Source organism: Vibrio marinisediminis (genome assembly GCF_014050145.1).
Lineage (GTDB): Bacteria > Pseudomonadota > Gammaproteobacteria > Enterobacterales > Vibrionaceae > Vibrio > Vibrio marinisediminis.
In genome coordinates this window covers 625,050-650,902 of sequence record NZ_JACFYF010000001.1, presented here as the reverse complement: position 1 = coordinate 650,902, position 25,853 = coordinate 625,050, and the positions used below count along the sequence as shown (strand labels likewise).

Below are 25,853 nucleotides of genomic sequence, written 5' to 3'. Positions count from 1 at the left end.
AGTTGAATAGTTATCTAAAGGTGTGTGGCTATCTAACCGCGTTAAATATTGGGTCTTGCCGTTTCCACACTGGATGGCGGCAAGTGAGGCAGTGTCACTTCAGGCAAGTCACCGGTTAACGAGCGTAAGAACTCGGTAATTTTCGCCGACTCTTCTTTGCTGAGTTTTTGCCCAAGTTGTAAATCTGCCATCATCGATACGGCTTCTTCGAGATCCCACACTGAGCCGTCATGGAAGTACGGATAAGTCAGGTCAATATTACGCAGTGTTGGCACTTTAAAGACAAACTTATCGAAATCATTGCCAGTAATCGCTTTTCGCCCAATGTCTGGGTTATCGGTGGCAAATGGCTTAACCAAACCCATTTTCTGGTACATCTGTCCACCAGCAAGTGGACCGGCATGACACGCGGTACATCCTTTATCTTTGAACAGTTTATACCCTTCAACTTGCGCGACAGTTAACGCAGTGTCATCCCCTTTCAACCACTTATCAAAAGGAGCGTTCGGGGTACGAAGTGTTTTCTCAAAGATCGCTATTGCGTCAGTTACTTCATCAATCGTAATGGTTTCAACACCATAAGAGTCTTTAAACCACTGACGATATTGAGGGATAGACTGAAGCGTATCTATGGCAAGATCATGGGTAAATGCCATCTCTAATGGGTTAGCAATCGGCCCTGCGGCTTGCTCTTGTAGATCTTTTGCTCGTCCATTCCAAAACTGAACAAAGTTGAGATCGGAGTTAAATACCGTTGGTGAGTTGATAGGACCAATCGCCCACTTGTGACCAATTGAGGTTGGTAAGTTATCAACCCCACCTTTGGCAATATTATGGCAAGAGTTACATGAAATGGTGTTTGATGCCGAAAGGCGTGGTTCAAACCATAAGGTTTTTCCCAGTTCTACTTTCTTAGCATCTAAGCCAGTTATAGGCTCGATTACTTTAATAGGTTCTTGGTTTTGACGTTCTGCATACGCGCCAAACGAAAGAGCCGACAATACACAAACTGCTACTATGGTTTTCATTGAGACTTCCTCTCTCAGAGATTCAACAAACCTCACTAACGTGGCGTTTTTCTTACTTGAAACGCTCTGGAAGCCAAACTAAAGCAAACGTTAAACTGGTTAAAATGTAAAAAATCGATAGAGCTGATGGTAATAATCGATGTTAAAATTGATTAATATTTAAACACCCTACCATTACTACACTCAACGGCGCGTTGTTACTTTTTGTTTACAAAACCACCAAAAAATCGATCGGTCACTTGCTTGATTTAAGTCAATTTCACTTTGCCTCGTAGGCATAAAAAAAGGATGGAATCTATCCATCCTTAACTCATTTTTAGTCACATTAATATGCGTAATAATCACTACTCTTCAAGGGTTTGGTACCCCGCTGCAAGTATTACCAGTATTTCTGATGATCAAGGGCTGCCACACACGCTGTTTCACCCGCAATCGCAACCAATTCAGAACCATCCAGTTTTTGACCTAACCATCCAAAAGGGTAGCTTAATACTAATGGCGCTTTAACTTGATCTTCCGTAATTTGTGCAAATCCCACTTTGGCATAGAAGTTTGGGTCGCCATAAGTCACAACAAGTTCAACACCGTTTTGTTTTAGCGTGTCTAAACCAAATTGAATTAACTGCTGTCCCACACCTTGACCTTGCGATGCCGTAGCTACCGCTGCTGGCGACAGAATATAAGCGCTCACCGTGTTTTCAGTGAATGTGAATTTACTGAAAATGACACACCCAACCATAATTTCATCTTGGCTTGCGGCAACAATTAAAAGATCATCACTGGCAGTTGTATCCACTAACTCATAAGCTAGATTGCCAACCATTTGACCTTCCTCAACACTTTCCGACTCGGTAAAGGTGTTAAGAAACAATGCTTTAATTGCGTCTTTTTGAGATAAATCTACAATGGAATATTTCATGTTATTTATCATTTCCTACTCTTACTTTTTGCTTAAACGACTGCTTAAGCCTTGATTAAAATAAACATTTGGTAATCGAATTGCTGGTCACGCTGCTGATACGCATGCAGTTCTCGCTCGATATCTTTTATCGCTTGTGAGTTAACCATCTCTTCTTTTAGCGCTGCGACTTGCTCGGCAAGAGGACGGTAATACGCCTCCCATGCATCGTCACTAATCGGGAAAGTATCAATCACTTGATACCCTGCCGCTTTGGCTTGCGCTATACGCGCCTCCACGGTAGTCATATCGGGGTATTCACTACCCCAAAAGGCTCGATTGACTTCGTTCGGTTCACTGGTGGTCCAAACCAAATCACTCAATACCAGCACTCCGTCATCGCTCAATAATGAGCGCCACTGTTTAAAGGCGTTATTCACGCCCATGATATAAGCGCTGCCTTCCGACCAAATCAAATCAAACGTCTTAGCGGCATAAGGCAAATCTGTCATGCTGGCACATTCAAAATGAACTTTATCGGCATAAGCTTGATTGTTCACTTGTAGCTCTTTAATGGTGTCTTCATCGTTGTCGATCGCAATGATCTGTGCATTGCTCTGATCGGCTAACAGTCGAGTTGCAATCCCTAATCCACAGCCAATTTCTAGAATGTTGCGCGCGTCATGAGGCACTTTTGCCAATGCCGCTAATGTATCTGCTTCACTACCTGGACCACGCCTTTCGAGCACATCGAAGATGCGATAAAAGTCAGCCATGTAGGCATCATGAGTATTCATATCTTTAGATAACCACCGTAATCTCTGTGCGTCAGTCTCACTAAAACCTTGTTTGATTAACCAATCAATATGGGCATCTGGCGCAACTCTATCTAACATTTCATGCCAATCATTGAGTGATTTTTCACCCAATAGTGCTGCCAACAAATCACGCGATTGCTGTTTCTGCGCGATCTCTTGATCAAGCTGATCAAGCCGCTCAACCAACAACGACCTCTCTACTTTGGCCTCAAGACAAGCCTTGCACTCTTTTAGCGTTAATCCACCACTTTGCAGTTGTTGTATGAGTCGCAAGCGCTGCAAATCCATATCGCTGTAACTGCGGTAGCCATTATTCAATCGCTCGCCGCAAATCAAACCGAGTTTCTCGTAATAGAGCAATGTCGTACGCGATAAGCCAAGCGCTTCAGCTAATTCCGATATTCGATACATGACGACTCCCTTTAAAAACAAAATGCCAAGCGACTCATTTGAAACGATCACTTGAAACGATCTATTGAAACTATCGCTTGAAATTAGGTATATCGTAAACTGTAGAGCTATAGACAGGTCAACGGTTATTTTTATTAGATGACAAACTCATTGAACGCAAGCCTGCGAACGAGTCAGTTCATAAGTGAGAAAAAGGGGCAATTCTCAGGCAGCAGATTCATTTCTCACCATACTTAGCAAATGCATTGGTAACGCATAGACGATCAACTAAGGAAAGAGCGATGAAACAAAAATTACTAATAGCAGCGGTATGTATGGCTTCAAGCTGTGTTGCAGCAGACGAATTAAAAGTAGAAATGATTGACCTTGCCAGCGGTAACTCCGCTGGTGTAGTAACGATTACAGCCAACGAATATGGGACTGTTTTTACCCCACAACTCAAAGGATTGAGTAGCGGATTGCATGGGTTTCATATTCACACAAATCCCTCATGTGATAGCGCTAAGAAGGGCGAAAAAAACGTACTTGGCGGCGCTGCTGGCGGGCACTATGACCCTGAAAATACGGGTAAGCATGGCATGCCATGGAGTAATGACAATCACTTAGGAGATTTACCAGCACTGTTTGTCGACGCTGATGGTACAGCGAGCCAAGCAGTATTAGCACCAAGAGTAAAACTCGCTGATCTCGATGGTCGTGCTTTAATGATTCACGCCGGTGGCGATAACCACTCAGACCACCCAGCGCCACTTGGCGGCGGCGGTCCACGCGTAGTTTGTGGGGTGATTAAGTAACCCAAACACGCGGCTTTACGTCGCCCACCATGAACAATGTTATGGGCGACGTTAAACCATAACGCTAGCAAATCAATGGCTTGTTTGCAGCGCTTCCAATAGGCTTTCCAACACAGGACCGGCGGAATGGCTACGCGAAACTAGGCACCCTGTCGTGGTAAGCCAACCATCTTTCTCGTGGGCAACCGGCAGTTGTACTAACTTGCCTTGCTCGATTAACGGCATCGCCATTTGATCTGGAATCAACCCCCACCCAATATTTTGACAGGCTAACTTTGCCAACATTTGATGGCTGTTGGCATACCAAAACTTTGAGCTAATGCCATAGCTAAACCACAGTTCTTTTTGCGTTGCACTGCGATGTACAATTTGGCGGTACGCTTTCAGATCGGTATCTCGCACCACGTTTAAAATTGCTAACGGATGCTCTGGCGATGCCACGTTCAAAAACCGCACCTGCCCAAGCGTAAAAAAGTCCATATCTTCTCTTAATTCACCATCCGCAAAAATGATCCCGACATGGGCTTTATTGAGACGAACGAGCTCTTCAACATCAAAAGTTGAAGCGGTAATAACCTCAAAATTGGTCACTGGAAACTGTTCAGCCAAAGTAGAGAGCACAACCAGTAAGTCGTCGCTGACTAAGCATTCATCAATGGCAATACACAGTTCATTCTCAACCGATTTATCCAACGATTCGACCTTTTGGTCAAAATAGTGCTGCTGGTTAAGAATAGACTTTGCAATGGGTAACAAAGCCTGACCCGTTGTCGTTAATTTGGGGAGATTCTTATCTCGGGTAAACAACTCTTGGTTGATCGCCAACTCAAGGTTAGCAATAGACTGACTGACACCGGATTGGGCTCGACCTAATTTACGCGCTGCCGCTGAAAACGAACCGCATTCACACACGGTGGTAAAGATTTTTAGTTGCTCAAAACTGTACATAGTTGCTATCAAGCGGATAAGGACACGCGCAAGGTATCACGATACGTGATGGCTGTTAACTTTCTTTATCTTCTAAGATCCGCATAATCGCCGCCTCTAAAATCAACACAACAATTAACTGGGGAAGTTTGTGAGTCGATTAGAACGGCTATTTCACGCCATCACTTTTGAGGTATTAGCGGTATCACTGTCCATTATTGGCTTAGCCACTTTTACCGATCACAACGTCAGCCACCTATCAGGAACAATGATAGTCATTGCCACTATCGCTATGATTTGGAATATTATTTTCAACTGGGTGTTTGATAAGTTTGTACCGGGGAAAAAAGAAAAACGTTCATTAATGACACGAGTGAATCACGTCATTTTATTTGAAGCCGGTTTACTGTTTGTTACCGTTCCTGTTATGGCCTACATATTGAACGTAAGCTTGTGGGAAGCGTTAATCATGGACGTTGGCGTCACTATTTTTATCACCATTTATGCCTTTGTATTTAACTACGCGTATGACCACATTCGCGCATGGATCATTGAGCGACGCGCGCCCTCTTTAGCCTGAATTCTCTGACATAACTTGCAGATACTAAAAAGCCGAGATCACTTCTAATTTAACAATCGAATACTCGGCTTTTTATTGTTTTTTGTATCGCGCGCTAGTCCACCAGCACCAGCGAATCTAGTATACCTTTGCCACTGTGGATGCCGCCTTCATTCTCACTCGCAGGCTTACTACGAATCAAATACCCTGCATAGCCAGCGTAGTCAGTAACCGGCTGACCTTGGTAATGAGCAGTAAACAGACCGACTTCACTGATCAAATCTTCTACTATGGTTTGCTTCCCATCACGTATCGCTACCGTTGGCTTTTCTCGCTCATGTGGATACAAACGCTGCATCAATGCCCAAGCATCGTATTGTTGTGGCTCTAACGTTTGCAGTTTTTCACTGATTTCCTCACCAAAAATGCAGTGACCGCCACCCTCACCTTGATTTTTTAATACCCAGCCACGTTTATTAGCTTCACGGTTAAACCACTCAATCGTGTTAGCATTTACAGGCTTCATTTCCGCCAAAACGCTTTTCACCAACTCCGCTTCTTTAAGAGAAAGCCCCCAGCGTAGGTACTCTTTCGCAGGCAACATGGTTAAGACCATCTGCATCGTTTTACTGGTTGCGAGTTGCTGGCTAATAGTCGCATTCATAGCAACGTAGTGTTGCTCTATAAATACCCGAGTTTGGCTCAATGTATGGCAACAAACCGCTTCGTTAAGCTCTGGTGCGCAGTAATCTGAATATTGATAACCAGCGCGTAAGTACACCGCATCAATAGCACCAACACCATCAAGCATAAGGCGTTGATTGCTGCCACTAGAAAGCTGATGACTAAGTTGTGCAAAAGTACGTCTTACCGTGCGTATACCTAACCTTTGCAGTTCAACTTCTAAAAGGTGCTGGTCATACACGTTGTCTTCATTTGGCTGAACCACCATCAAAAATGTCGCTTTGCCACCATCAACAAACTGTTGTTTTACCTTATTCGCCGCAGTGGCAATACCAACAGCCAATTGCTCCATACCTAGGTTATCCGCTGGTATTGCAGCTTGCTCAACTGACCATTGCTGATAATACTCACTCCACTGCTCTTTCAAATAACTATGCAGCTGAGTCGCGCGCTGCCCAAACGGAGCCATGCCCGCAGCAATGCCGTTAAATTCAATCACCTTTGCGCCAAGATCTCGGTCATCCATAAAATCCGTACGCATCAATAACAATGGCTGACGAACGGGTTTCAATCTCTGTTCATCATCCCCATGAACTTGTTTATGCATTGCCATTAACAAACTAAAAAACGGATCAGCCTGCGACATCTTATTCAATGAATGCTGTAAGAAGCGATGATCTTCCGACACTTCACTGACTAATTTGGCGATCAGTGGCGTTACCTTCAATAAATGCTGATACATCGGTCGTTTGATCGTTGTTGGTGCCACACTAAAAGGGCAGTGCCTCGCGCTATTATCTGCTTGCTTAAAAGCCACACCATGCATAATCGCCCACTCACAGGCATCTTCAATCACCTGCTGCGGTAATAATGGAGTTATGAGTTCCAAAGCTTCTGGGGTATTTTTCATTAGTTCAATTCACACAATATTGATCGACGTCTTTTCTACTAAGACGAACTCAGTTCGAAAAAGACGGCGCGAGTGTAAGAATTTTTTCCACTGCTGGATAGCAAAAATATCCGCTGGTAATTTCTCCATCGAAAGTCAATTAAAAGAGGAATAGATCACCTCAACAATTGACCTCTTTTGAATCAAGGGAATGGCTTGCAACTGTGTAGGTTAAGTCGCAAAATACGGACATTATTTCATCAGTTATTCTCAGCAACTGATAGCGAGCTATAGCGACGTCTGCTCATCCATTTTGATCAGTTGCCTTGCATTTTCCGGAGGGAAAGATGGAAATCGTGGTTGATACTCACACCCATACTCTTGCTAGTGGGCATGCCTATAGCACCATTATTGAAAACGCGACCGCAGCTCAACGTAAAGGGCTTAAACTTCTTTGCACCACTGATCACGCGCCTAAAATGCCCGGCGCGCCCCATTACTGGTTCTTCCACAATCAAATTGTCCTGCCACGTTTTATCAGCGAAGTGGGCATTATTCGTGGTGTGGAAGCGAATACGCTAAACACCGAAGGTGAAATCGACCTTTTTGATGAATCTCATCAGTATTTGGATTGGATAATGGCAAGTTTCCACGAGCCCGTCTTTAAACCAAGCACTGAAGCAGAACACACTGAAGCGCTCGTTAACGTGATCAAAAGCGGCAAAGTGGATGCACTTGGTCATTTAGGTAACCCAAATTTTAAGTTCAATATCGAAACGGTATTGCGCTGCGCTAAACAACATAATGTCGCCATTGAAGTGAACAATTCGTCTTTAACTGGAAGAAGTCGTATCGGCAGTGATATTAACTGCGATGAAATCGTACGAATTGGCAAAGAGATCGGTGTCTATTTCACCACAGGTTCAGATGCCCACTTCTGTGAAGATATTGCTAACCTTGGGCACGCGGTTGAACTACTCAATAAATACGATATCGATCCTGAGTTAGTGATCACCACCAGTCCGAGTCGATTCTTAAACTTTTTGCTGCTTAGAGGTAAAAAGCGCATTGCTGAGTTTGAACATTGGTATTGATTTAAACCGCGGTAGGACTCTCAATAGCCCTTAGTTTAACGCTAAGGGCTTTTTCTTGATGCCAGTAAAAGGGGGCTTTAATTGTGAGGATGAGTGCGTTTATCCCACGCTTGGGCAAAATCCGCTAGTCGTTGAAACTCTTGAGCGCGCCAAACTGGCAGTGATCTTAGCGGCTCAGGCAGATTAGCAAATGAACGCTCTTGATCGCCCGCGTGAAGCTCTAACCTTACCCAAGCTTCAATACTCTGCTGGTTGAGAAAGTGGTCATCAATACTTAGCATCGCCGTTGAATCAGGAAAATGCGGCGTTAGTTTTAACGCTAAATGATAGTCACGAAATAACACCACCCATTTGTCTGGTAATCGACGACTGCTATCCCACCATTTTCCATCCAATTGTGTCATCTTCGCTCGCGCTACTGCTTGTGGCTGAACCTCTAACTGATCGAGCGCTTGTTGGAAAGATACATCCATTGCTTTAGAAAAGCCCTCTTGGCATATATCAGGTTGTTCTAACAAAATAGCCTCTGCAAGCAAGGCTCCGAGCATATTTGAATAGAGATCTTCAGAGGAAAACGCCGAGGCATACTCTTTAAAACCACTGACAGAAACCATGCCAAACCATTGCGCTATTTCATGCCATTGCGCCATTCGATAAGCAGTAAAAGCGGCGGATTTGGCACTGCGCTGTATCCGCTCAGCTTCAGTCAGTTGCTGATCATTTTCCAACCACTGAACTCGGCGAATACGAAGCTCTGCGGGCAACTCTATTGCGGTATTCGTCCCTAGATTTTGACGATTTAACTGGAAAAGATAGTAAGTATAATCAGCCGTGTCGCGCACATGGGCGGTGTCAATAAAGCCACCTTTGCTGGTAAAGACAATGCCATTCGCTTCATCATTAAAGCCAAATAAACTGCCAGAGACGGACTCACTACCATCGTTGTAATGATGAGCGCCCAAGCCATTGGCATCTAAGACATTTTCAATTGAGAAAAAAGGCACGGGGACACTCCCCAGTTGCGCCTTTAAATCCATGCCAAATGCACAGCATGGTCTAACACCTACAGGGGCTTTCAGTGACTGCGAATACACCACCCCACTCATCAAACTCAGAATTACCAGTGCTGCCTTTTTCACTCTGCACCTCTAGAATGCTTCGTTAATCTGGAAGTAAAAACCGGTGCTCTCTTTACCCACACCTAAATCAACTCGCACGTTAATACGTGCTTTAAATGCGAAGCGATAACCAACCCCAACTGTCGGTAACCAATCACTTTCAAACAGTTCACCGTAACTAGGCGCCACGTTACCTGTACCTAGCCATGCCACCACACCGTGTCGATGAGATAGGCTATGACGGATTTCAATTTGAGTGGAAAGTTGATGCTTATCGCGATACTGCCCTTGGTAATAACCACGCATGCGCTGGTCGTCACCCAATTGAGCATAATCAAACCACGGTGCCTCACCAATAATCGATTGTGAATATATTTCCATCGCGATGATGGTGCTGTTAGACCAAGGTTGATAATGCCGAATGTTAGCGACCACATTGTCATAGTTGCTGTCACTGCCAACACTTTCTCGGTTGGCTACCCATTCAATATCAATAAACTGACCTTGCATTGGGTTAGGTTCAAAATCTCGCGTATCGTACTCGAAACCCACAACTGAGCCGCTTGCCGTCGCATCTTGCATCTCAGATGGCACTCTATCGCCATCTACACCCTTCACTTCACTATAAGATTGCCATTGCCAGCCAAATTTCAGATAGGTATCTGGCAATACTTCAACAGCAATCTTCGGATTAAACTGTAACCGCTGTGCTTCATACTGCACTTTATTGTGCTCACTCTCCGCGGCAGCAGAACCTATTCCCCAGTAATAGCCTGGTGTGTGGCTGATCCACGCCTCACCCAATAAGCGTATTTTGTCACTATTTAGGTAAGTACGGTTATTCACCCCAAGTCCATAAGAGCCTGATGTTGACCCATACGAAGTGACGGTAAGCGTTGAATAGGGATCGCCTTTTTGCCAATCATACGGCGTATAAAGACCAACGGCGGCGACTCCAATACCAAAGCCCTGCTCAGGATTCACGAATGGTCCCGGCAATACACCCCAATCGATCAACTTGGATTCATCGACAGTTTCGCTTGAACCCAACTGAGTTAACAAATTGTCCATCCAACCCGACGGCGCTTCTTGGGCGAGTGCCGTTGGAGATATGAGTAGTGCAGCCACAACTGCAGGACTTTTCCATTTCATCGTTACAGCTCCTTAGAAACGACGATCAATAGAGAAGAACAGGCTTTCACGCTCACCAAAGCCCATTTCACCTAGCAAATACCAATCTTTATTAATTTCGTACTGCATACCCACAAGGGTATTCCATTCAGAAGTTAAGCTTTGTTTAACTTCGAATCGGGCATCGTCTGATAGCAAACCACTCAGTGCAGGAGGCAATCCCAAGTCAACAATCGAACCGGAAAGCTCTTGCTCAACACTTTGATACATAGCCCCAACCCAGAGCCTTAGCGGCACGCCATTGCGATGGAAGTCATAACCCACTCGAGGAGAGACTACAATGGCATCAATTGAACCATCAACGACCGTCAATTCAGTTTGAGTGTAACTGGCATCAACTAAGCCAAACCACTGCTCATGACCACCCGCTAGAACGAAACCCGCGCCTTTAATCTCACCGTCGAGATCAAGGCGAAAGTTCTCAATCTTGCCTGTGAATGGTCCAATAAAACCTAGTTTGGCGCTAACATTCACATCGGTTTCTGAGTACCCATCCAATTTCCCCACCAAACCATAGAGATTGAGGAATGGAAACAACCACACATCGGCACGTAAAGTCATTACATCTGTTACTTGTTTCCCCGGCTCAGCTTCCATACCCAACTTCAGACCAGGAATCTTTAGTCCTTTTAGAGCAATAGATTCAACATCAATGCCTTGCTCCATACTCATGTAACTTAAATTGAGACCAAACGCTTTTGGCAACTCATAACCCAGCGCCTCTGCTTCTTCTTTCCAAATGGGTAAAGAAAAAGACTCAGCATTTACCGCACCGGCAAAAAAACAAGATGTTGCAAGCAGCAAAGAACGTAATTTCATTAGTTATTTTCGTTGAGCGTGGCGATCACAAATTCCACCCAGTGAATGGTATCGGCTGGGGAATATCGACCACGATTAATACAAGCTTCATCAATGTGATGAAGCACCACTGTATTTAGTGAGGCGGGTAGGGATTGTTATTAGTTTAGGCACTCTCACTTAGATAATCGGCATAATATCTTGTCAACCACCTAAAGTAAACTTTGGAGTTTACTATTGATATCAGCCTGTCTGTAGCAGTTTTCAGGAAGCTTATAAATACGCTCTTACTGTAGGCATTATGGCAAAAGCAATAACCTTATTATTGAGCACGGTGTATCAAGACAGCTTCATCAATTCAATAACAGACTCCATGCCATCTATTCCCTCGATCAATTTTGCTAAATTCAACACCCTTTATGGCTATTTAATGCCAACGATCCAGTGGACAAATAGCATTAACCGGCAAGCAGCAGTAAAACTCGATCACCGTCAAATTTTGCAATAACCCCCTCTCTAATCCTTATTGTGATGTAGCTCATTCTTTCGATAGAGCCTGTCAACTTTATTTCCACTTTTGGTGCTAATATTTACAGAAAAAATAACGCAAACCCTTACAAATCAATAACTTAAAAGTTGGCACACCCCTTGCTATATTATGGATGAATAATAACTTATTTAATTAAGAAATTAAGAAACTAATATACTAATAGGAAACAAAACTATGAACCTACAAAATAAAGGCTACAACACTAAAATCATCCACGCTGGTCAACACCCTGATGAAACGACTGGTGCACTTGCTACCCCTATCACTCAAACTTCTACGTTTGTTTTTGAAAGCGCTCAACAAGGTGCTGCACGATTCGCACTTGAAGAGCCTGGCTATATCTACACTCGTATCGGCAACCCGACTCAAGCAGCATTAGAAGAAAAGCTTGCAGTGTTAGAAGGTGGTGAAGCTGCACTTGCGACCGCATCAGGCATTTCTGCTATTTCTACTACTCTATTGACTCTATGTGGACAAGGCGATCACATTGTTTCTTCAGGCGCAATCTATGGCTGTACTCATGCTTTGTTATCACACAGCCTGCCAAAATTTGGTATTGACGTTGATTTCGTTGACGCATCAAATGTCGACAATATTAAAGAAGCAATTAAACCAAATACCAAAATTATTTACATTGAGACCCCGGCTAACCCAACACTAGCAGTTATGGATGTTGAAGCATGTGCTCAACTAGCTCATGACAATGGTGCCTTGTTGGTGGTTGACAATACCTTTATGTCACCTTACTGCCAAAACCCTCTAAAATTGGGTGCTGACATCGTAGTACACAGCTTAACCAAATACATCAACGGTCACGGCGATGTTGTTGCTGGTGTCATTGTTGGTAAGCAAGATTTCATCAATCAAGCTCGCTTTGTTGGTGTAAAAGACATTACTGGCGGCGTTATCAGCCCGTTCAACGCATGGCTAACCTTGCGCGGCTTGAAGACACTAGCAGTACGTATGGATCGTCACTGTTCAAATGCAATGAAAGTTGCTGAGTTCTTAGAACAGCATCCAGCAGTTACAAAGGTTAACTACCCTGGTCTGCCTTCACATCCAAGCCATGAATTGGCGAAAAAACAGATGTCAGATTTTGGTGGCGTGATCAGTTTTGAAATCAATGGCGGAGTACAAGAAGGTCAAACCATCATGAATTCGGTTGAGCTTTGTTTACTAGCCGTAAGTCTTGGTGACACTGAAACATTGATTCAACACCCAGCGTCGATGACTCACTCTCCAATGTCTCCAGAACAAAGAATGGCAGCCGGCATTCCTGACGGATTAATCCGTATCTCTGTCGGTCTTGAAGATGCAGAAGATATTATTGCTGACCTTGATCAAGCATTTAAAAAGGCTATTTTCTAACTTTGAATCATGTACCCCTATTAGTGTATTCAGATGTAGGTACACTACTGAATTTCGTCCCTGATAGGGGTACAACTGGATACTAAAAATAAAAAAGACAATTTTTTAATATTGTTTATACGGAGTAGTTCATGTCCACGATTACAGCTACAAACGAAATAGATAAACATCAATACAAAAAAACACCCCTGACCACCTATGACCTAGGCTGGATACTCTTAAATATCGGTATGGCTATTGGTGCCGGCACAGTAGTTGTGCCAGTGCAAATAGGGCTAAAAGGGCTCTGGGTTTTTGTTGCAGCTTTCTTAATTGCCTACCCTGCGACCTACATGTTGCAAAATTTATACATGAAAACGTTATCCGAAAGTGATATATGCGAGGACTACTCGAATATTATCTCCCAGTATCTTGGGAAAAACTGGGGGATGATGCTTGGGATACTGTATTTCATCATGCTTGTTCATGGCATGTTTATTTATTCCACAGCAATTATTTATGATAGCGCCTCTTATTTAAACACTTTTGGGGTAACAGATAGCGTCTTATCTGATTCCGTCGCTTACACATTAATTGTCCTGACTGCTTTAATATTTGTTGCATCCAGAGGTGAGCAACTACTATTTAAAGTTTCTGGTCCATTAGTAGTGGTTAAAGTCAGCATTATTGTACTTCTTGGCGTTATTATGATTCCTCATTGGGACTTTAATAACATTAAGGCATTCCCTGGAATTGGTGACTTTGCTCGTGACGTATTGTTAACTATACCATTTGCATTTTTCTCTGCGGTATTTATTCAGATATTGAACCCAATGAATATTGCCTACAGAAAAAGAGAAGAGAACAAGGAAATTGCTACTTATAAAGCTATTCGTGTCCATCGTATTGCTTATATTACACTAATAAGTATTATCCTGTTTTTCTCATTTTCATTCTCACTTTCAATTACCTACGAACAAGCACTTGAGGCATTTAACCTTAATATCTCCGCCCTTGCTATGGCAGCAAAAGTTATTCCTGGTGAGCTAGTCCACATTATGACGGTACTGTTGAACGTATCGGCGGTGGTTACAGCATTCTTTGGTATCTACTTAGGTTTCCAAGAAGCGGTGAAAGGTATTTTGGTCAATATCATCCAGCGATTTATTCCAGAAGAGCGAATCAACCACAAGGTGCTCGGTGTGAGCGTCTATGTATTTATCGTTCTCCTACTGACTTTCTGGGTATCGCTAGGCTTCTCTGTGGTTATCTTCTTCCACATTGCTAGTCCACTCTACGGGATTGTATCGTGCTTAATCCCATGCTATCTCGTTTACCGAGTGCAGAAACTTCATAAATTCAAAGGACTGCAAGCTCAGTGCGTGCTTATCTTTGGTCTATTGTTGGTTATTTCCCCGTTCTTCAAGTTCTTTGAATAGGGGAGCTAATGTCGCAGTATAGTGATAATACTATGCTGCGCTGTCCGGTAGGTTGCCTTTCCTACCGGACAAACCATTGTTCATGTGGTACTCAAGGTTACTTATCTAACGTTTAAATAGTGTACCCATGGATTTCTCTGGCAAGCATCACCCATCTGATATCACTCTTCAAATATTCAAATATCTAGACATTCAAGCATTCAACTAATCAGTCACACTTTAATAGAATGTCGTCTTGTATATTTAAGCACAATGACAAATATCGAGCAGAGGCACATGGCAGATCTATCAATAAAAGCAAAACTCACCTTCGCGTTCATTCTGGTAATCGCCATTATGACGACTATGCAGACAAGCATTACCGGCAATCAAATATCCGAAGAAACAACGCGTTCAATAAATCAATACGCCAATACGGTCTTAGAAAGCAATACCAACCGGATGGAGCAATGGATAAGCGATAAAATAAATATTGCCGTCATTTCTACCGAAGCTTTTAAGCACCCGAACAATGAAGAATCCTATTTGGCGATCACCACAAAAGCGGGCCAATTCAGAGTCGTCTATGCCGCCGTAGATGATGGTCGATACCTACTCGGCGCTAAGGTTGATGTACCCGAAGGCTTCAACCCTAGAACGCGACCTTGGTACATAGACGCTAAGAAAAAGAGCACGGCACACTTAACACAACCGTATATTGATGCATCATCAAACCAACTCGTAGTGACGATTGCAAAAGCTTTTTCAGTAGGTGGAGCGTCTGGTGTTCTCGCTGCCGATGTGGAAATAAGTTCTTTAGTAAACAACGCTGTTGACCTAAAAGAAGAAGGGGTTATGGCATTCATTACCAATAGCAATGGAATGATCGTAGCCCATCAAGATCACAACCTAACATTGAAGAGCATTGACAACATTACCCCTGCTCTCACAGCAGAAAAAATAGAAGAACTGGCGCGCAGCAACGAACTTGTCGAAGCGACAGTCGCGAATAGAGAAGTATTATTAACTTCGAAAAGAGTGGCGAATACAGACTGGTTTTACACTGTTTTAATCGACAAAGAGCATGCGTTCGCAGCTCACAGCAAGCTAATCACTCAGTCCATCATCATGGGCATTATCCAAGTGTTAATCATTGCAACGATCGCTCTCGTAATTGTGAAACGAGCTCTTTTACCTCTAACACGCCTAACGGAGTCCATGAAAGACCTTGCCGAAGGGAACGGCGATTTAACCAAACGCATCGAGGTCAAAACCAAGGATGAAATTGGTCAATTGGCAAGCCAGGTCAATGCATTCATCAGTAAACTGCAAGAGATAGTCCATGGTATTGCCGGATCATCGCAAAATCTAGGTAGCCAATCCGAAGTCAGTACCAATTTAGCCGTTCAACTAAGTGATGCACTCACAGCGCAGCAAAATGAGGTTTCACAAATAGCGACCGCCGTTCACGAAATGTCCGCAGCGGCAGAAGAGGTAGCGACAAACGCTAGACAAACAGCCAACTCAGCATTGAGTTCGACAGAACACTGTGACGAAGGCAAGCGCGTCATTGAGCGGAACCAAGACTCCATCACTAACCTTGCACAACAGCTTGATAACGCGGCGAAAACCGTAGGCGATCTGGCGAAAAATGCACAAGACATCAATACCATCATATCCACCATAAGCAATATATCTGAGCAAACTAATCTATTGGCTCTCAATGCAGCGATCGAAGCAGCAAGGGCTGGAGAGCAAGGGAGAGGTTTTGCAGTCGTTGCCGATGAAGTTCGAGTGCTTTCACAGCGCACACATAGCTCTACGGTTGAAATCAGAGACATGATTGAAAGTCTGCAGCAAAACAGTACGGAAGCGGTTGAGTCTATGACAAGAAGTCGTGATCTTGCGTCATCGAGTGTGGAGGATGCCAATGATGCGACGGCTGCACTAGAGAAAATCACGGTCTCGATACAAGAGATTTCAGATATGGCATCGCAGATATCGAACGCCGCCTCCGAGCAAAGAACCGTCACTGAAGAAGTGAGTGTAAACATTCAACAAGTGAGTGATATCTCGACACACTTAACAGATGAAGCATCAAACTCACGGACACTGTCTGAAGATTTAAGGCAAATTGCCGTGTGTCTCAACCAACAAGTAAATCAATTCAAACACTAACTAAAAGGGCGCATTAAATGCGCCCTCTTTTGATTCTATATAATATATGAAATTTACTAAATTCCAGGTATTAAAACTATCATAATCGTTTGATGCTTCCCTCTACTAAGGCTAAATATAATCATCACCATAGATTTTAGTATCTAGACTATAGAGATGGATAGTTTTTGGCATACGCTAAGTAACATAAAAAATGATATTTAGCATTTTTATGAAAGACTTGGATAACGATGAGTTGCTGAATAGTTGATGAGTATACGCACAAAGCGACTACTTAATGTGCCTATAAGATTAAAACAATAATTTACTTACTTGAAACTGTTGTTAAATTCTACGCAAATGTTTCCAAATTATTTCCAACTTGTTTAATGCAAGAATCTTTCAGAAGTTATCCCCTAAAGAAAAAGTTGTCTTGGGTCACATACTTCGTTAGGTATATTTTATCTATATTCACTAAATCTTCAGATTATTGTCTGGTCTGAGGACAATTCATTCATCATTAACCATTGGACCATGACTTTTACGCCATATTTGCATCTGAAATAAGCACATTTGGATCGACCAAAAAGTTTGCGACAGAGCCCCCAAAGTTCACCGAAAATTAAGTCCAAAGTTTTGCGTATTCGGCGTATTTATCAAATTCCGATTTAACTCAGACAATTACTATTTTATGTTCGGTTATTATAATTTAATTATAGTGGTTATCATGCTTGTTGTTGAATGGAATATAGAAACTATAGATCGTACCGCGATGATTTCTGATATCATCGAAGAATTTATAAAATTTGATATTTATATTGATACCCTACGCGTATCGCCCTGCAATATTTTTATCCGATTTAACATTACGCCTGATTTTAAATTGGAGTGCTTACTTAATAAACTTCTTAGTTTTCATGATATTCTGAGTGTATGCCCTACTGAAGAGGCTATGTCAGAGCTATCTTCCTCTAATTGCGGACACATTATTATAACAAATAATGGCATTATCACCCAATTTAATCACATCGCAGAAGAACATTTTAACTTATCCAGTTTTGACATTATTGGCGAAAACATCTCATCAATTCTAGCGTGGGATGAAATTGAAGATTTTCTTACTGGCGATATATGTCGAAAAGAAATAAAGAATAAAACAAACCACACTCAACTTAACTGTACCATTCGTCCTATTTTCCAGCGGGGAAAAGTTTCCGGCGGAATCTTTATTATTAATAACAAAACTATCAGTCCAAGTTGTAATAAACAAAAATCAACGAAGATACAAAATGGAAAATCAGGCTCACCGATAGACGACATCATCTATTCGAGTCTTAATATGTCAACCTGCCTGACTTCTGCGAGAAAGATCGCAAAAAGTAAATATGCGGTTCTTATCCGTGGAGAGACGGGAACAGGGAAAGAACTAATTGCCAGAGAAGTTCATAACGCTAGTGATCGAAAAGACTGTGCATTTGAAGCAATAAATTGTGCTGCAATCCCTGAGCCATTGGTGGAAAGTGAGCTATTCGGCTATGAAGGTGGTGCATTTAGTGGCGCTCTAAAAGGCGGCAAGATGGGGCTGTTTGAAATTGCTAACCATGGCACTATTTTTCTTGATGAATTTGGTGAACTGTCACTTTCACTGCAAAGTAAATTATTGCGAGTACTGCAAGACGGTATGATTAAACGAGTTGGCGGGCTGACCGATCGATACGTAGACGTACGAGTCATCGCTGCTACCAACCAAAATCTAGAGCATTTAATAGAACAGAAAAAATTTCGTGAAGATCTCTACTATCGCGTCAATATTCTTCCGATCAATATTCCGCCACTAAGAGAACGCCCGGATGATATTATTCCGCTAGTAAATTACTTTACCCAAAAGTACTCTCTCGAGTTGAATAAAAAAATCATACTTTTGCCAAGTGCACTTGAGGTATTGTCAGCTTATTCATGGCCAGGAAACATACGTGAACTGAAAAACGTTTTGCTCAGAACTATGCTATTAACTGAAAACGCTGAGATCTCGGGTGCTGATATTTTTCTTCCAGAAGATAAATGTGCTGGTGCTATTAATAAAGATGACAGTACTAAGAAAGACGGCAGTATTAAGTCTATGATTGAAAATCAAGAGCGAGAAATGATCAAGGAATCTCTGATATCACTGGGCTCAGCAAGAAAGGTTGCGAATCAAGTCGGATTGTCACACACCACGGTACTCAATAAAATTAAGCAGTATAATTTGGAATACCTGCTATCAAGCAAAAAGAAAGCGGTGGTCGCTTAGAAGTCAAAAAAATAGATACAATTACGCGTTTTCTGCTTAATTGTATCTGAAGCTTAATGTATCAAAAAGTTTATAAAAAAGCGGATTTCAGTCACCATTTCTGCCACTGATGCGACTGAAATCCGAATGGTTTACTTTGCTATCTCAACGCCCATTTAAAGAAACGTTGAGATAACGACAGCAGCAACGTTGTTAGTACCGATGACCATTACGGCTAAAACGTTACAGCTGGTTAGTAAAGGTACGGCTTATCACCTCTTGCTGTTGTTCACTCGTTAATGCGTTGAAGCGAACAGCATAACCCGAAACTCGAATAGTAAGCTGTGGGTATTTGTCTGGGTGCTCTACCGCATCAAGCAACATTTCACGGTTAAGTACGTTAACGTTTAGGTGCTGACCACCTTCAACCTCATGCGTCGCTCCTGCGCCTTCATAATGGAAATAACCATCAATCAAACCAACTAGGTTTTTCTTCTGGCTATCATTATCTTTTCCTAATGCATTCGGCACGATAGAAAATGTGTATGAAATTCCATCTTTCGCATAAGCAAAAGGCAGTTTAGATACTGATGTTAATGATGCTACAGCGCCTTTTTGATCGCGACCGTGCATTGGGTTTGCCCCAGGAGCGAACGGGGTGCCCGCGCTACGACCATCCGGTGTATTACCTGTTTTCTTACCATAAACCACATTGGAAGTGATGGTTAAGATTGACTGAGTTGGTACCGCATTGCGATAAGTCGGTAACACTTGAAGCTTTTTCATAAAGCGTTCGACTAAATCACTAGCAATGTCGTCAACTCGCTCATCATTGTTACCAAATTTAGGGTAGTCGCCTTCAATAATAAAATCAGTCGCAAGACCCGACTCATCGCGAACTGGGCGTACTTTCGCGTATTTAATGGCTGATAGTGAATCAGCAACCACAGATAAACCGGCTAAACCACACGCCATGGTGCGAGAAACATCACGGTCATGCAGAGCCATCAACGACGCTTCATAGCTGTATTTATCGTGCATGTAGTGGATTAAATTCAACGCACTCATGTACTGAACAGACAGCCAATCCATGAACTGATCTAGGCTACTCATCACAGTGTCATAGTCTAAAACCTCGTCCATTAGTGGTGCTGTTTTAGGACCCACTTGGATTTTTAGCTTTTCATCGACGCCGCCATTGATGGAGTAAAGTAGTGTTTTCGCAAGGTTGGCGCGAGCACCAAAGAACTGCATGTGTTTACCCAGTACCATTGGGCTAACACAACAAGCAATACCGTAATCATCACTGTCAAAGTCGGCACGCATTAGATCATCATTTTCGTATTGCAACGAAGAAGTGACGATCGACATTTTTGCCGCATAATTTTTAAAGCAGATCGGTAATTGCTCAGACCAAAGAATGGTTAAGTTTGGCTCTGGTGATGAACCCATGGTGTGAAGTGTATGGATATAACGGAATGAGTTTTTACTCACCAGTGTTCGTCCATCAAGCCCCGTACCGCCAATCACTTCAGTTGCCCAAATTGGGTCACCAGAGAACAGTTCATCAAACTCAGGTGTGCGTAGGAAGCGCACCATACGAATTTTCATGATGAAGTGATCAATTAGTTCTTGAGCTTGAATTTCAGTCAAACGACCGGCTTTCAAATCTCGTTCGATGTATATATCTAAGAACGTTGCTGTTCGTCCTAATGACATCGCACCGCCATTTTGTGATTTAACCGCAGCAAGGTATGCAAAGTACAGCCACTGCACCGCTTCTTGTGCATTCATCGCTGGACGTGAAATATCAAAACCGTAATTAGCAGCCATTTCTTGAATTTGTAGCAAGGCACGTTTCTGCTCTGCTAACTCTTCGCGTGAACGAATAATATTTTCAAGGTCAATACCGGCTTCTAAATCCGCTTGAAGAGAGGCAAATTGCAATTTACGCTCTTCGACAAGGTAATCCATACCGTACAAGGCAACACGACGGTAATCGCCAATGATACGACCACGACCATAGCCATCGGGTAAACCAGTTAATACGCCTGATTTACGGCAACGTAAAATATCAGGTGTATAAACATCAAATACCCCTTGGTTGTGCGTTTTACGTATATTGGTAAATAGGTGCTCAAACTCAGGGTCCATTTCTTTACCGTAAGCTTCAAACGAACTACGGATCATTTTGATACCGCCGTAAGCGTGAAGCGCACGCTTTAATGGTTGGTCCGTCTGTAGACCTACAATGGTTTCTAATCCTTGATCAATATAACCCGGTCCGTGAGCCGTAATGGTTGTAGCGACATTGGTATCAAAATCAATAGGCGCGTGGGTGGTGTTCTCTTGCTTGATCCCCACCATGACTTTTTCCCACAACGCTTTTGTTGCTGGAGTCGCCTCTGCTAAGAAACTTTCATCCCCTTCATAAGGGGTATAGTTTTGTTGAATAAAGTCACGTACGTTGATGGAGTTTTTCCATTCCGTGCCTTTGAATCCACTCCATGCATCACTGTATGGTGATACTTGTGTATTTATTGATAATTCCATTAATATTTTCCTACATTAAACGGTTAACGGCGCAAGGTTTATATCGCTTAAACGAATCGCATCGAGTGCTATCATTTTTTCTTCATTTGTCGGGATCACTGCGCAGGTTACGCGAGAGTTTTCTGTGCTGATGACCCGCTCTCCAAAGCGGTTGGATAGGTCGTTCTTTTCTTGGTCTATTTCTATGTTAAATACTTGTAAGTGCTCGAGAACTAAGCGGCGAATCAGTGATGAGTTTTCGCCAATGCCGCCAGTAAAGATAATTCCATCAAGACGTGATAAAGACGCAGCATGACCGGCAATCTGGCGCGCAATACGATGAACAAACGTTTTAATTGTCAAAATCGCTCGTTCATTACCTTGATGCCATTCTTGCTCTAGGTCGCGTAAATCTGATGAAATTCCTGATAACCCCAACAGACCGGATTCTTCATTTACAACGCGTTCTAATTCATCAAGTGACTGGTTGGTTTGCTTCGCAATCCAAACCATGGCGCCAAAATCGACATCACCACAGCGGGTCCCCATCATGAGCCCTTCAAGCGGTGTCATCCCCATAGAGGTATCAACACTTTTCCCGTTACTCACCGCACAAATGGATGAGCCATTACCTAGGTGGGCGATAACAATGCCGCTATCTTGCTTAGGTCTTTTCACCCATGCATACGCCTGATTTGAGACATAGCGGTGTGAGGAACCATGGAAGCCATAACGACGAACATGATGTTTCTCGTAATATTCCCAAGGCAATGCATACAGATACGCTTCAGGGGCGAGCGTTTGGTGAAAACTGGTATCAAACGCGGCAACTTGTTGCGCTGAAGGAAATAGCTTCTGCGCCATTTCGATACCCATTAAATTGGCTTTGTTATGTAAAGGAGCAAGGTCGGAAACGGTACGGATTTCTTCAATTACCCTATCGGTAATTAAGGTTGAATCTTTGAAGATATTTCCCCCGTGCGCCACACGATGACCTACGGCAACAACACTATTAGTGAGATTTCTTTGTTCTAATTCCAATGCAATGGCGGTGAATGCACCTTCATAGCCTTTATTAATCAGAACTGTTTTAGGACCACCATTGATTGAGATACAAGCACCATCGCTATTGATGTTCTCAATAACACCCAATAGTAATTCATCGCTGCTTTCAACATCGATGACAGAAAACTTCACCGAAGAAGAACCACAATTAATCACCAATACAATCATCTATATACTCGCTTATTTCATTAAAATAGTTTGTAAACTATATTTAAGACGGTTCCATCATTTCGTTTATATATGATGACCATCAAAAATGAATGGTATTTTCCATACCTAAATAGCAAACTTTAAGCCAACTTGTATGTAACTGAAAAATATAGACTTTATTTTCTGAAGATCGAATATTGGAAAGATATAACACAGTAAGTGGAAATAAAATTTACAATAATTGAATTGAGAGTGATGACGTAAAGCCATATTTCATGGCATCCATTTTTGTCAGAAATAGTTTCAAAGAGAATCATGCCGATAATATCAAACAGTAGTAGCGGAGCTTTTATTGGTCGCCTAATCGGGGGGAGCATCAAGGACGAACGAAACTACTCATGGGCTCCACGTAATTATTCCAACGATTAAGGCTGATTAGCCTTAAAGCAAATTCGGAGTGACCTTTCACATAGTTCGTATAGAGAGAAAATATCAAAGGAAGATTGGAGGTAAAGACAAGAATGCGGGCTTAAACATCGCCCATGTAATTCCGTAACCTTGAATAACACACTTGCAAAGCACGGCTGTTGTCACGGTAATGCCCTATGAATGGGAGTTCATTTCAACGACCAATGCTTTGCTTCATGACCTTACTTCATGGCTTTTATGCAGAGTTAGTCCCGATGGCTAGAATGGCAGAAGGTTTGCCTTGTCACGACACCCCACTTCTCATCGTGATAGGTGTCTTCGCTGTAATTACCGGAAGTATATTCACTCAGCACATCGCGCCAAAATGTCACTGCATGCTCAGCACCGGCAACTTGTTTGATTTCCCAACGACCACCCAGCATTTCAAATACTTGAGTAATAAAACGCTTACCCACTTTGTTTTTGCGAAAATAAGGCACGACATAGAAGTCACACACTTCATAATTCCCTTCGGACTCATTAGCGATCGCAGTATGGCCAGCAGGTACACCATCCACATACAACAGATAACCCGTTACATTACCTTCTAACTTAGTATCAAGTGGGAACAGACCATTTTCATCCGGTCTCTTTTGCATGATTTTTGAAAACTCAGCTTCGTAAGCTTGCGCCAAGTTCATATAGATATGTTGGTTGCTCGGATCAACTATTATAATTTTCATCATCCACCTCAGGCTAAGTGGTTATTATCAGGCTCGGTTAGAAACAGCTTAGTTAAGAACTCGCAGTGATGGATCAATAGAGCCACATCGATAAAGCTCTTGATAGCGCTAACGAATTAAACTTCAAAAGAAAAAGCCTACTAACACCAAAGCTAGTAGGCTTTACTCGAAATAATTACATGACACATTCTTGGGCGGCTTTGGCTTTCTCAATGCCTTTTTCTACCAAGCCCTGAGCTTCTTCATTGCTGATCGTAGCGAGAACCTTGTTCATCAACTTTTCGGCCGTTGATTCTGACGTTGCATCTACCAAACAGGCGTAAGTATTGGCGATATTTTCTCTTACTTGTGTCAGTACTTCTGGGTTACTGAAGTCTGCATTAAGAGCTTCTTCAACAGAAAGTGCGAAATCTTTTGCTGACTCTGTCGCATCACCGAATTGTTCTAGATTTAACTCACTGAAATCAACCGATTCGATTTGCTCTTGAATGGTATCAACGGCATTATTTGCCGCTTCTTGTGCTTGGTCGATTGCTTTCGTTGCATCTTCACAACCTGATAGAGCAGCGACAAGCGCCAATGCTGTTACGTATTTTTTCATTACTCACCCTTCAAAAAACAATCTCACAATACAACACGCCAAGGCGTGTTTAACCCATCTATGATAAATCAACGACATCCGGTCTAAAAACAGAATTATCGTCACTTATTGTAAACATTAACTAGGCTGCCGATATTATGAACATTTAACAAAGCAATAGGAATGGCCAGTAGGTAAACAGCCAACCGCCGCAACCTATAATTACAGAAACGCCCAAAGTGATTAACTTCGGGCGTTTGTTTAAGCGATGATGCCAACTCGGCTATAGATTCCCACTAATTTCGAGCTATATCGGTGGACTCGCTATCTATTACTCTGCTGCAGAGCCATTGTCATTTGGGCGTAGTTGACGTTGAACACCCAATAGGAAGTTGCGCAGAATTTGATCTTTGCATTCGCGGTAATGCTTGTTGTCTGGCTTACGGAAAAATGCGCTCAACTCATGCTTACTTAAACGGAAGTCTACAAGTTGTAGGATCTCCAAAATCTCTTCAGCTTTTAGATTCAACGCAATACGCAACTTCTGAAATACCATGTTGTTGTTCAACGCATCTTCAGGCTTTGGCTGTTCGCCTTCACGCTTACCACGTTTTAGATTGATAAATCCATTTAGAAATATTGCTAACTCGGTATCGCTAAGTTTGATGAATGTATCGTCTTCTTCTTTCTTCAACCAAGCTGCAACTTGTTCTTCTGTTGCATTGAATTCGGCTAAAGAGAAAATCTCAACCATTTCATTATCTTTTAAATCAAACGTATAGCGTACACGACGCAAAATATCATTATTGGTCAAAATAGAGATCCTAGTCTTAGGTAAACCCAGCACTATCAACACGATTGCTGGAGAGCCGCGATGTTACCAGACTTACGACCTAACCCCTATCAAATGCTAGACTTAAAAATAAGCACACAAAAAGCAAATGGGAGAACGTAATGAGCTATAAGCATATATTGGTGGCGGTTGATTTATCTCACACCAGCCAAGTGGTGATAAATAAAGCGGTCTCGTTAGCTAAAAGCGAAAATTGCAAACTGTCATTTGTTTTTGTCGACGTAGATAAGATAGTTCTAGCGCCCAAAGAAGAACAAGCATTACACGGAGAACTCAATACGTTAGCGGAGCAAACTGACTACCCAATTACAGACACCATTGTGGTGATTGGTGATCTGCATATCAAGCTTTCAGCAATCGTCAAAGAAAAGGATATCGATCTTGTGGTTTGTGGACACCACCATAAGTTTACTAGCCGCTTATTCTCATCAATACCCAAGCTAGCCAATGCCGTAGAAGCCGATTTGCTCGTCGTCTATCTTGATTAAGGCATGAATGCGCTGGAGGTAACTCTAGCGCGTATTGTTAGTTCTGCCTATGTAACTGCATGAAAACGTATATCTCGTCTTAGG

Annotated in this window: 21 protein-coding genes; 8 read left to right on the top strand and 13 right to left on the bottom strand. The window is 42.6% G+C overall.

Annotated elements, in window-relative coordinates; translation table 11 throughout:
- Positions 1-41 precede the first annotated feature (41 nt).
- The 3 genes from H2O73_RS02995 to H2O73_RS02985 form a co-directional block, all read right to left on the bottom strand.
- Complete coding sequence (locus H2O73_RS02995) at positions 42-1,028, bottom strand: cytochrome-c peroxidase (RefSeq protein ID WP_182106370.1); 987 nt, start codon at positions 1,026-1,028, stop codon at positions 42-44.
- A gap of 379 nt (positions 1,029-1,407) precedes the next feature.
- On the bottom strand, positions 1,408-1,947 hold the full coding sequence (locus tag H2O73_RS02990; RefSeq protein WP_182106368.1) for a GNAT family N-acetyltransferase: 540 nt from the start codon (positions 1,945-1,947) through the stop codon (positions 1,408-1,410).
- 44 nt (positions 1,948-1,991) lie between these two features.
- Positions 1,992-3,155, bottom strand: a complete 1,164-nt coding sequence (locus H2O73_RS02985) for a MerR family transcriptional regulator (protein ID WP_182106366.1) — start codon at positions 3,153-3,155, stop codon at positions 1,992-1,994.
- A 281-nt stretch (positions 3,156-3,436) separates the two neighbouring features.
- Here H2O73_RS02985 and sodC point away from each other — a divergent pair, with 281 nt between their 5' ends.
- Complete coding sequence (gene sodC, locus H2O73_RS02980; RefSeq protein WP_182106364.1) at positions 3,437-3,949, top strand: superoxide dismutase family protein; 513 nt, start codon at positions 3,437-3,439, stop codon at positions 3,947-3,949.
- Between the two features lie 72 nt (positions 3,950-4,021).
- Here the strand turns inward: sodC and H2O73_RS02975 are convergent, their stop codons facing one another.
- Positions 4,022-4,897: a LysR family transcriptional regulator gene (locus tag H2O73_RS02975; RefSeq protein WP_182106362.1), complete on the bottom strand. Its 876-nt coding sequence runs from the start codon at positions 4,895-4,897 to the stop codon at positions 4,022-4,024.
- A gap of 130 nt (positions 4,898-5,027) precedes the next feature.
- Between H2O73_RS02975 and H2O73_RS02970 the strand changes: the two genes are divergently transcribed.
- Positions 5,028-5,456, top strand: coding sequence for a PACE efflux transporter (locus H2O73_RS02970; protein WP_182106360.1), 429 nt, complete (start codon positions 5,028-5,030; stop codon positions 5,454-5,456).
- 94 nt (positions 5,457-5,550) lie between these two features.
- Here H2O73_RS02970 and H2O73_RS02965 read toward each other — a convergent pair whose 3' ends face one another.
- Entirely contained in the window at positions 5,551-7,029 is a 1,479-nt protein-coding gene (locus H2O73_RS02965; RefSeq protein ID WP_182106358.1) for a glutathione synthase, read from the bottom strand.
- A gap of 326 nt (positions 7,030-7,355) precedes the next feature.
- Between H2O73_RS02965 and H2O73_RS02960 the strand changes: the two genes are divergently transcribed.
- Complete coding sequence (locus tag H2O73_RS02960; RefSeq protein ID WP_182106356.1) at positions 7,356-8,102, top strand: phosphatase; 747 nt, start codon at positions 7,356-7,358, stop codon at positions 8,100-8,102.
- Positions 8,103-8,179: 77 nt separating this feature from the next.
- Here the strand turns inward: H2O73_RS02960 and H2O73_RS02955 are convergent, their stop codons facing one another.
- From H2O73_RS02955 to H2O73_RS02945, 3 genes are read right to left on the bottom strand one after another with little or no spacing between them, the layout of a single operon-like run.
- Entirely contained in the window at positions 8,180-9,241 is a 1,062-nt protein-coding gene (locus H2O73_RS02955) for a DUF4056 domain-containing protein (RefSeq protein ID WP_182106354.1), read from the bottom strand.
- 9 nt (positions 9,242-9,250) lie between these two features.
- Positions 9,251-10,372, bottom strand: coding sequence for a BamA/TamA family outer membrane protein (locus H2O73_RS02950; RefSeq protein WP_182106352.1), 1,122 nt, complete (start codon positions 10,370-10,372; stop codon positions 9,251-9,253).
- A gap of 12 nt (positions 10,373-10,384) precedes the next feature.
- Positions 10,385-11,230 (bottom strand): TonB-dependent receptor, encoded by an 846-nt coding sequence (locus tag H2O73_RS02945; RefSeq protein WP_182106350.1) that lies wholly within the window; start codon positions 11,228-11,230, stop codon positions 10,385-10,387.
- Between the two features lie 703 nt (positions 11,231-11,933).
- Between H2O73_RS02945 and megL the strand changes: the two genes are divergently transcribed.
- The 4 genes from megL (at position 11,934) to H2O73_RS02925 (ending at position 18,971) form a co-directional block, all read left to right on the top strand.
- A complete protein-coding gene (gene megL, locus H2O73_RS02940; RefSeq protein WP_182106348.1) occupies positions 11,934-13,127 on the top strand; it encodes a methionine gamma-lyase in 1,194 nt (397 codons plus the stop codon).
- Positions 13,128-13,258: 131 nt separating this feature from the next.
- A complete protein-coding gene (locus tag H2O73_RS02935; protein WP_182106346.1) occupies positions 13,259-14,545 on the top strand; it encodes an SLC5/6 family protein in 1,287 nt (428 codons plus the stop codon).
- Between the two features lie 276 nt (positions 14,546-14,821).
- Positions 14,822-16,702, top strand: coding sequence for a methyl-accepting chemotaxis protein (locus tag H2O73_RS02930; protein ID WP_182106344.1), 1,881 nt, complete (start codon positions 14,822-14,824; stop codon positions 16,700-16,702).
- 706 nt (positions 16,703-17,408) lie between these two features.
- Positions 17,409-18,971, top strand: a complete 1,563-nt coding sequence (locus H2O73_RS02925) for a sigma-54 interaction domain-containing protein (RefSeq protein WP_220457443.1) — start codon at positions 17,409-17,411, stop codon at positions 18,969-18,971.
- Positions 18,972-19,193: 222 nt separating this feature from the next.
- On the opposite strand, the gene pflB is transcribed toward H2O73_RS02925, so the two are convergent.
- The 5 genes from pflB to H2O73_RS02900 form a co-directional block, all read right to left on the bottom strand.
- Positions 19,194-21,503 carry a formate C-acetyltransferase gene (gene pflB, locus H2O73_RS02920; RefSeq protein WP_182106340.1) on the bottom strand — a complete coding sequence of 770 codons (2,310 nt, stop codon included), beginning with the start codon at positions 21,501-21,503 and terminating at the stop codon, positions 19,194-19,196.
- A 15-nt stretch (positions 21,504-21,518) separates the two neighbouring features.
- Positions 21,519-22,715: a propionate kinase gene (gene tdcD, locus H2O73_RS02915; RefSeq protein WP_182106338.1), complete on the bottom strand. Its 1,197-nt coding sequence runs from the start codon at positions 22,713-22,715 to the stop codon at positions 21,519-21,521.
- 656 nt (positions 22,716-23,371) lie between these two features.
- The gene (locus H2O73_RS02910; RefSeq protein ID WP_182106336.1) at positions 23,372-23,848 is read right to left on the bottom strand and encodes a GNAT family N-acetyltransferase; all 477 of its coding nucleotides are present in this window, start codon (positions 23,846-23,848) and stop codon (positions 23,372-23,374) included.
- Positions 23,849-24,023: 175 nt separating this feature from the next.
- Positions 24,024-24,449: a hypothetical protein gene (locus H2O73_RS02905; RefSeq protein ID WP_182106334.1), complete on the bottom strand. Its 426-nt coding sequence runs from the start codon at positions 24,447-24,449 to the stop codon at positions 24,024-24,026.
- A gap of 310 nt (positions 24,450-24,759) precedes the next feature.
- The gene (locus H2O73_RS02900; protein WP_182106332.1) at positions 24,760-25,242 is read right to left on the bottom strand and encodes a YehS family protein; all 483 of its coding nucleotides are present in this window, start codon (positions 25,240-25,242) and stop codon (positions 24,760-24,762) included.
- A 140-nt stretch (positions 25,243-25,382) separates the two neighbouring features.
- Here H2O73_RS02900 and H2O73_RS02895 point away from each other — a divergent pair, with 140 nt between their 5' ends.
- Positions 25,383-25,769: a universal stress protein gene (locus H2O73_RS02895; RefSeq protein ID WP_182106329.1), complete on the top strand. Its 387-nt coding sequence runs from the start codon at positions 25,383-25,385 to the stop codon at positions 25,767-25,769.
- Positions 25,770-25,853: the final 84 nt, after the last annotated feature.